This window comes from Sandarakinorhabdus sp., from assembly GCF_031430775.1.
Taxonomy (GTDB): domain Bacteria; phylum Pseudomonadota; class Alphaproteobacteria; order Sphingomonadales; family Sphingomonadaceae; genus Sandarakinorhabdus.
Window position 1 is genome coordinate 1 of the sequence record NZ_JANPCD010000051.1, and the last position, 9,932, is coordinate 9,932.

Annotated in this window: 9 protein-coding genes and 1 pseudogene; 3 read left to right on the forward strand and 7 right to left on the reverse strand. The window is 66.2% G+C overall.

What is annotated here, in order from left to right; translation table 11 throughout:
- The 6 genes and pseudogenes from RMQ73_RS02840 to cysD all read right to left on the reverse strand — a co-directional run.
- Positions 1–308, reverse strand: a pseudogene (locus RMQ73_RS02840) (hypothetical protein); the annotation flags it as partial.
- A complete protein-coding gene (locus RMQ73_RS02845) occupies positions 305–1,252 on the reverse strand; it encodes a hypothetical protein (RefSeq protein WP_310496475.1) in 948 nt (315 codons plus the stop codon). The gene RMQ73_RS02845 and the pseudogene RMQ73_RS02840, both read right to left, overlap by 4 nt.
- Positions 1,253–1,357: 105 nt before the next feature.
- Positions 1,358–2,083 (reverse strand): polysaccharide deacetylase family protein, encoded by a 726-nt coding sequence (locus RMQ73_RS02850; protein WP_310496476.1) that lies wholly within the window; start codon positions 2,081–2,083, stop codon positions 1,358–1,360.
- A gap of 64 nt (positions 2,084–2,147) precedes the next feature.
- Positions 2,148–2,885, reverse strand: coding sequence for a 3'(2'),5'-bisphosphate nucleotidase CysQ (locus tag RMQ73_RS02855; RefSeq protein WP_310496477.1), 738 nt, complete (start codon positions 2,883–2,885; stop codon positions 2,148–2,150).
- 31 nt (positions 2,886–2,916) lie between these two features.
- A complete protein-coding gene (gene cysC, locus RMQ73_RS02860) occupies positions 2,917–4,803 on the reverse strand; it encodes an adenylyl-sulfate kinase (protein WP_310496478.1) in 1,887 nt (628 codons plus the stop codon).
- The gene (gene cysD, locus RMQ73_RS02865; protein ID WP_310496483.1) at positions 4,803–5,705 is read right to left on the reverse strand and encodes a sulfate adenylyltransferase subunit CysD; all 903 of its coding nucleotides are present in this window, start codon (positions 5,703–5,705) and stop codon (positions 4,803–4,805) included. The genes cysC and cysD overlap by 1 nt, the downstream gene beginning before the upstream one ends.
- 112 nt (positions 5,706–5,817) lie before the next feature.
- Here cysD and RMQ73_RS02870 point away from each other — a divergent pair, with 112 nt between their 5' ends.
- Both RMQ73_RS02870 and RMQ73_RS02875 read left to right on the forward strand, forming a co-directional pair.
- On the forward strand, positions 5,818–6,729 hold the full coding sequence (locus RMQ73_RS02870; RefSeq protein ID WP_310496479.1) for a Gfo/Idh/MocA family oxidoreductase: 912 nt from the start codon (positions 5,818–5,820) through the stop codon (positions 6,727–6,729).
- Positions 6,729–7,586: an SMP-30/gluconolactonase/LRE family protein gene (locus RMQ73_RS02875; protein ID WP_310496480.1), complete on the forward strand. Its 858-nt coding sequence runs from the start codon at positions 6,729–6,731 to the stop codon at positions 7,584–7,586. Before RMQ73_RS02870 ends, RMQ73_RS02875 begins: the two co-directional genes overlap by 1 nt.
- Before the next feature lie 32 nt (positions 7,587–7,618).
- Here RMQ73_RS02875 and RMQ73_RS02880 read toward each other — a convergent pair whose 3' ends face one another.
- Positions 7,619–9,049, reverse strand: a complete 1,431-nt coding sequence (locus tag RMQ73_RS02880) for an NAD-dependent succinate-semialdehyde dehydrogenase (RefSeq protein WP_310496481.1) — start codon at positions 9,047–9,049, stop codon at positions 7,619–7,621.
- 111 nt (positions 9,050–9,160) lie between these two features.
- Here RMQ73_RS02880 and RMQ73_RS02885 point away from each other — a divergent pair.
- Positions 9,161–9,932 (forward strand): MFS transporter (locus RMQ73_RS02885; RefSeq protein WP_310496482.1); only part of this gene is annotated, 772 nt, incomplete at its 3' end.

Below are 9,932 nucleotides of genomic sequence, written 5' to 3' on the forward strand. Positions count from 1 at the left end.
GGGGTGCGGATGCACACGGTCACAGCGCCGGTTTCGGGCACCGGCATTTCGACCCGGCGGAAGGTTTTGGCCTGGTTCACCAGGATATTATCATCCTGCAGGAAATCCTTGTCGTTGTCCGGATAGAGCTCGGCGCGCAGCACGCCGCGCCGGTCCTTCAGGCCAACGGCAGTGAGCAGCACGGCGGGGCCAGCCTCGCCTGATCGGCATTGCCCTTCGGCCTTGCCCAGATTGGGATTGGATTCGACCTGCGCGGACGCCGCGACAGGGATCAGCGCCAACAGCGCCGCCAGAACCAGTTTCGTCATTTCTTGCGCCATCCCAGGGCTTCGCCGCCCACCAAAGCCAAACCCAGCCCGAGGTGCGTTGCCAGCAGCAGGCTGGCCATCATTGCCATCAGCGCGCCGACCTGCGCATCCTGGCCGATCATGAACACCGCCAGCGCGGCAAACACCACATCCTTGTTGGGGAGGAACGGCAGCCGCGACAGCAGCATGCGCGTGGCTGCCAGCAACAGCCACCATTGTACCGCTACATCCGGCAGTGCGAGGTGCCACGCCAACCCCGTCAGCAACAACGACATCACGACGCGCAGACCCTGTACCCACCCGACAAAGGCAAGATCAGCCGATGGCAACGAAAACAGTTTCTTGCGCAGCAGCAGGATCGCGCTCGACATGGCCACGATGATGCCGCCCGACGCGACAAGGGCCGATCCTTCAAGCCCCAGCTTGAGCGTGCCAAGCAGCGGATAGGCGATGGCCAACAGCACCAATGTAACGACATTGGCCGCAACTGCCGACAGGATGGCCACGTCCTTGATCGCGCCGAACGGTGCCGACACCATTCCGGTGCGCTGCCGCGCCCAAGTGTAGAAATACAGTTCGCCAATATAGCCGGTAATCAGTTCATTGCCGATCAGCTTGCGCAGCAACGCCACAAAGCCATCAATCGGTATCTGCCACAGCCGGCGAAAGATGATGTGGTCCCCAATGGGCCCGGCAAGATAGCCCAATGCGAACACCAGCCAGAACATCGGCGAGACTGGCACCATGGCCATCACAGCGCGGAAATCGACCTGCGAAATCTGCCACACCGACGCCATCAGAACAGCAATCGTGATGACTGTACCAAGCCACCAGGCCCAGCCGCGCTCCGTCGCCGGCAAGGGTGCGACTGTTTCTGCATGGGCTGCGCGTGACGGATAATCCGTCATGCCGGCAACCTCTGCGTTCCCGTTACCTTGGAACATGGCTACGCTCAAATCCAACTCTTGCACGATACGCTGATACCGAAACACTATGGCAAATTATGGACCAGCCTTTGGCAGACCCAGCTTTGCCGCGCGATGAACGGCTCATCGCACCAGGAGTTCCGCATAACGTCCGGCACTGCGGCCCTGCATCAGCGCCGCCAGCGTCGCATCCAGGCTATGAAGCAGCGCCGGCACGCCGGTGTCGCCGGGATGCACGGCCACACGCACGTTGGGCAGCAGCGCCAGGCCGTGCCGCGCCAAGCCGGCAAACATCAGCGACGAACGGATACGCCCCGGTGACCGGCTGGCCCAGGTGATGACCGGCCCGCGCGCCAGCACGCGGCCACTGGCCGGCTCCCAAACCTTCATATGGTCCTCGGCCAGGGCAAAGCCTTCGGCGCGGATGGCGGCATGGGCACCGGCGCCGTAAAGCCAGGCCGGCGCGATGAAGCCTGCCACCGGCCGGCCGATGGCGTTCTCGATCACGCCGCGTCCACGCCGCAGCCGTTCGCGCGCGCCGGCTTCGTCCAGATGCGCAAATTCCCCCTCGCCGGCGGTCATGTGGCGCGCGGCAAAACCCCGGGGCGCATCATCGCGGTGCCGCCAGCCGTGCAGGAACATTTCGGTGCCCTGGTCCGCCCAGCCGCGCAGCCGGGCGCCAAAGGCGGCATTGCCGGCAATCGGCGCCTGGTCCCAATGGTCGGGCACCACCAGCATGGCGAAACCGGCGGGGCCGACGCGGCGTTCGAGCCGTTCGACAAGAATATCCACCTCGCGTTCAAAGCGCGGGGACACGTCATGGATCGAGGCGAGCAGCCGGCGGGTCATGCCAGCGCATATCATGCTGCAATGCGGCAATCGCAAGGCAGCGCCGCCTTATGGGTGCAGCAGCCTATGGATTTGACAGCCGGCCCACCAGCGCAATGATCTGCGCAGCGCGCGATTTGTGGCAGATCAGCACCTGCGGCGACAGCGGGTCGGGCTGGTTGTATACCAGCGCGCCGCCGTCCAGCCTGCTGGCGTGCAGCCCGGCAGCCATCGCCACGGCGGCCGGCGCGCAATTATCCCATTCATACATGCCGCCGCTATGCAGATACACATCGGCTTCGCCGCGCAGCACGGCCATGGCCTTGGCCCCGGCGCTGCCCATCGGCACCGTGACGGCTCCCAATGCTTCGGCGACGCCCTGCGCCAGCGGCGATGGCCGGGTGCGGCTGACCAGCAGGCGCAAGGGCGCGGCTTCGGCCACCAGAGCGGGCGGAAATTCCGTGCAGATGCAGCGCCCCAGCGCCGGTAGTGCCACGGCGCCTTCGACCGGCCGGCCATCGATGCTGAGCGCGACATGCACTGCCCAATCGTCGCGGCGCTCGCCATATTCGCGGGTGCCATCGAGCGGATCGACGACCCACACCCGCCGCGCGCCAAGCCGGGCGGCATCGGCGGCTTCCTCCTCGGACAATATCGCATCGTCCGGGCGATAACGGCGCAGCGCATCGACGATCAGCCGGTTGGCCTGGGCATCGCCGGCATCGCCGAGCGCGCGTGCGTCCCCGCCATCGCCATCTCGCAAAGCCAGCAGCAGCCTCCCGGCATCCTGTGCAAGCTGGCGGGCAAGGGCGGCGTCGTTCATGAGCCCGTTTAGGCCGATGGGCGGCTCATGTTCAACCCAGCAGCCTTGCGATGATCAGATCGGCCGCGGCTTCGGCGCTCAGGGCGCTGGTGTCGATCCGGATTTCGGGCGCTTCGGGCGGCTCATAGGGCGAATCGATGCCGGTGAAGTTCTTCAGCGCTCCGGCCCGGGCCTTGGCATACAGCCCCTTCACATCGCGCGCCTCCGCATCGGCCAGCGGCGTATCGATGAACACTTCGACAAAGCGGCCTTCGGGCACCATGGCACGGACCATGGCGCGCTCGGCGCGGAACGGCGAGATGAACGCGGTGATGACGATCAGTCCGGCGTCCAGCATCAGCCGCGCGACCTCGCCGACGCGGCGGATATTCTCGATGCGGTCGGCCTCGGTAAAGCCCAGGTCCTTGTTCAGCCCGTGGCGGACATTGTCGCCGTCCAGCAGGAAGGTATGCCGGCCAAGCGCATGCAACCGTGCCTCGACAATGTTGGCGATAGTCGATTTGCCCGCGCCCGACAGCCCGGTCATCCACAGCACGGCAGGTTGTTGTCCCAGCGCGGCGGCGCGCATCGCCGGGCTGACGTCACTGGCCTGAAGGTGGATATTCTGTGACCGGCGCAGCGCGAAATGGATCATGCCGGCAGCCACCGTCGCATGGCTCTGCCGGTCAATGAGGATGAAGCCGCCCATGTCGCGATTGTCGCAATATGGCTCGAAAACGATGGGGCGCGCGGTGGTCACGGCGGCAACGCCGATCCCGTTCAGCTCGAGCGTGCGCGCCGACAGATGCGAGCCATCATCGACATTGAGCCGGTATTTCGGCACCGCGACGGTGGCCGACACTGTTTGCGTGCCCAGTTTCAGCCAATAGGCGCGGCCCGGCAGCAGCGCATCGTCCGCCATCCAGACCAATGTCGCCTCGAACTGATCCGCCACCTGTGCCGGGTCCTGTGCCGCCACGATGACATCGCCGCGCGCACAATCGATATCATCGGCCAGTGTCAGCGTCACCGATTGCCCGGCGACAGCCTGAGGCAAATCACCGTCTGCCGTCACGATGCGGGCCACCTTGGTCTGCCTGCCCGATGGCAACACGCGCACGTCATCGCCGGGCGCCACATGGCCGCCGACAATCAGACCGGCATGCCCGCGAAAATCTGGCCCCGGCCGGTTCACCCATTGCACCGGAAAGCGCAGCCCGCCGCCGGCGGCGCCCAGCCCCTTCACTTCAAGCAGCCCCTCCGCTTCAAGCAGCCCAGTCACTTCGACTTGCTCCAGCCATTCCATCAGGGTCGGCCCTTGGTACCAGCCCATGCGCGCCGAATTCAGTGTGATGTTGTCGCCGTTCAGGCCCGAAATCGGGATGGCAGCGACATCGCCCAGGCCCAATGTCGCGGCAAAGGCCCCGAAATCGGCCGCAATGCGCGCGAACACCGCCTCGTCATGGCCCACCAGATCCATCTTGTTGACAGCCAGTACGACGTGGCGAATGCCCAGCAGATGCGCCAGGATGGTGTGCCGGCGGGTCTGTGTCAGCACACCCCCCCGCGCATCGACCAGCACGATGGCGGCGTCGGCGGTCGAAGCGCCAGTGACCATGTTGCGGGTATATTGTTCATGCCCGGGGCAATCGGCGAGGATGAACCGCGCACGCTCCGAGGCAAAGAACCGGTAGGCGACGTCGATGGTGATACCCTGGTCCCGCTCCGCCGAAAGCCCGTCCACCAGCAGCGCGAAATCCAGCGCGGCGCCTTGCGTGCCGATGCGCCGGCTGTCTGCGGCCAGTGCTTCCATCTGGTCGGCCGTCACCGCCTTGGCATCATACAGCAGCCGGCCGATCAACGTGGATTTGCCGTCATCGACCGATCCGCAAGTGATGACCCGCACCAACGGCAGGCCCAAGACTGGGGCAGCGGCCATCAGAAATAGCCTTCCTTTTTCTTCTTCTCCATGCTCGCTGTCGGGTCATGGTCCACGGCTCGGCCGATGCGCTCCGACATGGTGGAGACGCGCATTTCGGCGATAACAGCGTCCAGAGTCGCCGCCGTGCTTTCGACCGCGCCCGACAAGGGGTAGCAGCCCAGGGTGCGAAACCGGATCATCCGCTGCTCTGCGACTTCACCGGGGCGCAGCGCCAGCCGGTCATCATCCAGCAACAGCAACATGCCGCCGCGCACCACCACCGGGCGCATGGCGGCCAGATACAGCGGCACCAGCGGCACATTTTCGGCCGCGATATACTCCCAGATATCGGCCTCGGTCCAATTCGACAGCGGAAACACCCGCAGCGATTCGCCCTTGTGCAGCATGGGGTTGTACAGCCGCCACAGTTCGGGCCGCTGGTTGCGCGGGTCCCAGCCTTGGCCTTCGCCGCGCACCGAGACGATGCGTTCCTTGGCGCGGGCCTTTTCCTCGTCGCGGCGGCCACCACCAAAGGCCGCATCAAAGCCACCATCAGCCAGCGCCTGTTTCAGCGTGTCGGTCAGCATCAGCCGGGTGTAGACCGGCGTCGGCGTATCCATGGGGTTGATGCCGGCCGCCGCCGCCTCGGCATTGTGCGCGACAATCAGCTCAAGGCCATGGCGCGCCACCATCATGTCGCGGTGCGCCAGCATGGCGGCAAAATCCCAGCCCGACGCGATGTGCAGCAGCGGGAACGGCAAAGGGCCGGGGTAAAACGCCTTCAGCGCCAGATGCAGCATGACGCTGCTATCCTTGCCGATCGAATACAGCATCACCGGCCGCTCGCTACAGGCCACCACCTCGCGCAGGATATGGATGCTCTCGGCTTCCAGCTTTTGCAGATGGCTCAGACTCATGATGCTGTCATAGCGCATGCTGCTGTCATAGCGCCAAGTTCGCGCGGGGGCAGGCGGAAAAACTTGGCTGCGCCAAAGCTGGCCCTTTGCATCGATAGGCGGCAATGTGGCGCCCATGCAGCCAATTCGCATCGCCATCATCGGCCTTGGCAAGATTGCCCATGACCAGCACCTGCCGGCGCTCGCCGCCGACCGCATGTTTGCACTGGTGGCCAGCGTCGATCCGGCCGCGCCGGCACTGCCGGGCCTGCCGCACTTTCCCGATGTGGCTGCGCTGCGTGCCTCGGGCCTGATGGTCGATGCCGTCAGCATTGCCACGCCTCCGGGCGTGCGCGCCGGCATCGCGGCTCAGGCTGCCGGCTGGCACGTCATGCTCGAAAAGCCGCCAGCGGCGACCCCTGCGCAGGCCGCCGGGCTGCGCGCGTCTGCCGGGCGCAGCCTGATGTTCGCGTGGCACAGCCGTTGTGCCTCTGCGGTCGCTGCGGCACGCACTGCCCTTGCCGGCGAAACGGTCACCAATGTCGCCATCACCTGGCACGAGGATTGGCGCGTCTGGCACCCGGGGCAGGACTGGATCTGGCGCGCCGACGGCTTTGGCGTGTTCGACGCCGGCATCAATGCGCTGTCCATCCTGACGCATCTCTTTCCGGGGGTCTTGCTGGATTCTGCGGCCCTGACAGTGCCGGCGGGGTGTGCCGCGCCAATTGCCGCGCGATTGGCGCTGTCCGGCCCGGACGGCTGTGCAATCACCGCCGATTTCGACTGGCGTATTGCTGGGCCACAATGCTGGGATATTGCCATCGCCTGCGCTTCGGGGCGCCGGCTGCGCTTGTCGGACGGTGGCGCCCGGCTGTGGCTGGACGGCGAAGCACAGGCCATGGCGGAACCTAAAGGCGAGTACCCGGCACTCTATCGGCGATTCGCCGCGCTCATCGCCGCCGGACGCAGCGACACCGATCTGTCGCCGCTGGCGCTCGTCGCCCAGGCGCTGGCGATCGGCGCGATCCACCAATGCGAGGCCCTGTGATGCCCGACTGGCACCTCATCGCGCGGCCGCAGCGCGACATTTTGGGCGAGGGCCTGCTCTGGTCGCCTCGCAGCCAGTGCCTGTACTGGACCGACATACTGGGCCTCAAATTGTGGCAGATGCGCCTCGCTGACGGCGCCATCACTGGCCACGAAATGCCAGGCCGCATCGGCTGGGTGGTCGAGCGCGCCAGCGGCGGCCTGATGGCCGGCATCGATCGCCGCCTGTGCCGGCTCGATCCTGCCACCATGCAGCCCGAGACTCTGGCCGAACTGGAACGCGAACTGCCGGGCAACCGCCTTAATGATGCCAAGGCAGACGCGCAGGGGCGCATCTGGGCCGGCACCATGGATGCAGCCTGCGAGGCGCCGACCGGCTCACTCTATCGGCTGGACCCGGACGGCACCGTGACCCGCCACGACACCGGCATCACCATTGCAAACGGCCCGGCGCTCAGCCCGGATGGCGCCATTCTGTATCACACCGACACAAGGCAGCGGACCGTCTGGCGCTTTGCACTGCACGCCGACGGCGCGCTCGGCCCCCGGCAGGTGCATCTGCAATTTGCGCTCGGCGACAACCCCGATGGCATGTGCTGCGACAGCCAGGGCCATCTCTGGATCGCCTTCTACGGCGCCGGCTGCGTACGCCGCTTTACCCCGGATGGCCAACCCGACCGCCAGATCGACCTGCCGACTCCGCAACTCACCAACGTCTGCTTCGCCGGCCCGAACCTTGATCGGATGTTCGTGACCAGTGCCGCCGATGGTCGGCAAGATGATGCGCTGGCCGGCGCGCTGTTCGAAGTGGACACCGGCGGCGTGACCGGGCTGGCGCCCCACCTTTTCGCTGGCTGAACGTCTTTCGCCGCAAAACGGGCGATGCGCTTTCACGCCTGATGAATCGCCTTCACGACTTGAAACGCGCGCATGCCCTCCGGCCCATCCTCGCTGCCATGGCCTGATTCCTTCACCCCGCCGAACGGCGAATCGACCGCGCTCATCGCCATGGTGTTGATGCCGACCATGCCCGCTTCCAGCGCGTCCGACAGGATGTTCGCCGTGCGGGCGTTTTCGGTGAAGGCATAGGCGGCAAGGCCAAACGGTAGCCGATTGGCTTCGGTGATGGCGTCTTCGATTCGCGAGAATGCCCGCACCAGCGCTACCGGCCCGAACGGCTCCTCATGCATGATGCGCGCCGCCATCGGCACATCGCTGAGCACGGTGGGACGGTAGAAAAACCCGTCGCCGGCCTGCGCCTCGCCGCCTGCCGCCACCCGCGCGCCGCTGCGCACCGCATCCTCGATCAGCCCGACCATGGCGGCTGGCCGCCGCGGATTGGCCAGCGGCCCCATCTGTGTGGTCGGGTCCATGCCGGGGCCAAGCTGCAAAGCCCCGGCGCGCGCCGCCATGCCGGCCAGAAACCGGTCATGCACCGCCTCGTGCACATGAAATCGTGTCGGCGACACACAGACCTGCCCGGCATTGCGGAACTTGAAGGCCGACGCCATTGTGATTGCTTTCTCCAGGTCGCAGTCGTCCATGACGATGACCGGCGCATGGCCGCCCAGTTCCATGGTGGTGCGCTTCATGCCGTCGGCGGCCAGCTTCATCAGATGCTTGCCCACCGGCACCGATCCCGTGAAGCTGATCTTGCGGATGATTGGCGACGCGATGAGATGGCGCGAGACCATGTCGGGCACGCCGAACACCACCGATACCACCGGCGCCGGCAGCCCGGCATCGATGAAGCAGCGCACCACTTCGATGGCGGTGCCGGGCGCCTCTTCGGGCGGCTTGATGATCATGCTGCACCCGGCGGCCAATGCCGGCGCCAGCTTGCGCGCCGGGTTGAGGATGGGGAAGTTCCAGGGGCAAAGCGCCAGCGCCGGCCCCACCGGCTCATGCACCACCAGGCTGCGCATCCCGGCCGGCCGCGCCAGCACCCGGCCATGGCCTCGCCGCACTTCGCCGGCATAAAAATCGATGAGCGCGGCTGCATAGCCGACTTCGCCGCGCGCCTCGGAAATCGGCTTGCCCTGTTCCAATGTCGCCAGCGTGGCAATGCGTTCGGATCTTTCTCGCATCAGCCGCGCTGCGCCCGTCAGCACGGCCGCCTTTTCGTCGGTGCTGGCCGCCCGCCACAGCGGATAACCGCGCGCGGCGGCATCCAGCGCCGCGTCAAGCTGGCCCTTGCTCGCCAGCGGCAGGCTGCCCAGCACTGCCCCGCTGGCGGGGTTGATGACCTCGTGCACACCGGTGCCGGCGGTGTGCCACTGGCCGTCGATGAAAAGGCCAAGGGTGGTTTCATACGCATTCATGGCAAAAATCCCGCGACACCAAAGCGCTTTCATAGCGGGGTCGCTTGCCAGTCCCAAGCCGCTCCGGCACGCTGCGGGAAAATCAGACGAATCCTGGGGAGGAATCGCGTCATGGCATCCACGCCTGCACCACTGACGGTCGCCGTTTCGTCGCGGTCTGCCGAGCGTTTGCTGCTCTGGACCTTGTTGCTCGTCTATATCTTCAATTTCCTCGACCGGCAGATCGTCTCGATCCTGGCCGAACCCATCAAGCGCGACCTTGGCCTGTCCGATACCCAGCTTGGCCTGATGACCGGCCTGGCCTTTGCGCTGTTCTATGCCGTGCTGGGCGTGCCGATCGCGCGCTGGGCAGACCGGCCCGGCTCGGACCGTGTCGGCCTGATCGCCGCCAGCCTGGTGGTCTGGTCGGGCATGACGGCGCTGTGTGGGCTGGCGCAGAATTTCACCCAGTTGTTGCTGGCGCGCATTGGCGTTGGCGTTGGCGAGGCGGGCTGCACACCGGCGGCGCACAGCCTGATCACCGATGCCGTGCCGGCGTCGCGCCGCGCTACGGCCATCGCATTTTATGGCCTTGGCATTCCCATCGGCACGCTGCTGGGCACCATCATCGGCGGCAGCCTTGCCGATGCCTTTGGCTGGCGGCGAGCGTTCCTGGTGGTCGGCCTGCCCGGTGTCGCTCTGGCGCTGTTCGTGTGGTTTGCCCTGCGTGACCCGCGAAAACGACTGACCGCGGCCCAGAGCGCCGCCGCGCCGCCGCGCCTGGCCGCGATGGCGGCACTGCGCCAACTGGCGCAAAGCCGGGCGTATCTGCTGATCATGCTGGCCAGCGGGCTGGTGGCGTTCCTGTCTTATGGCAAGGGGGTCTGGGCGCTGATCTATTTTC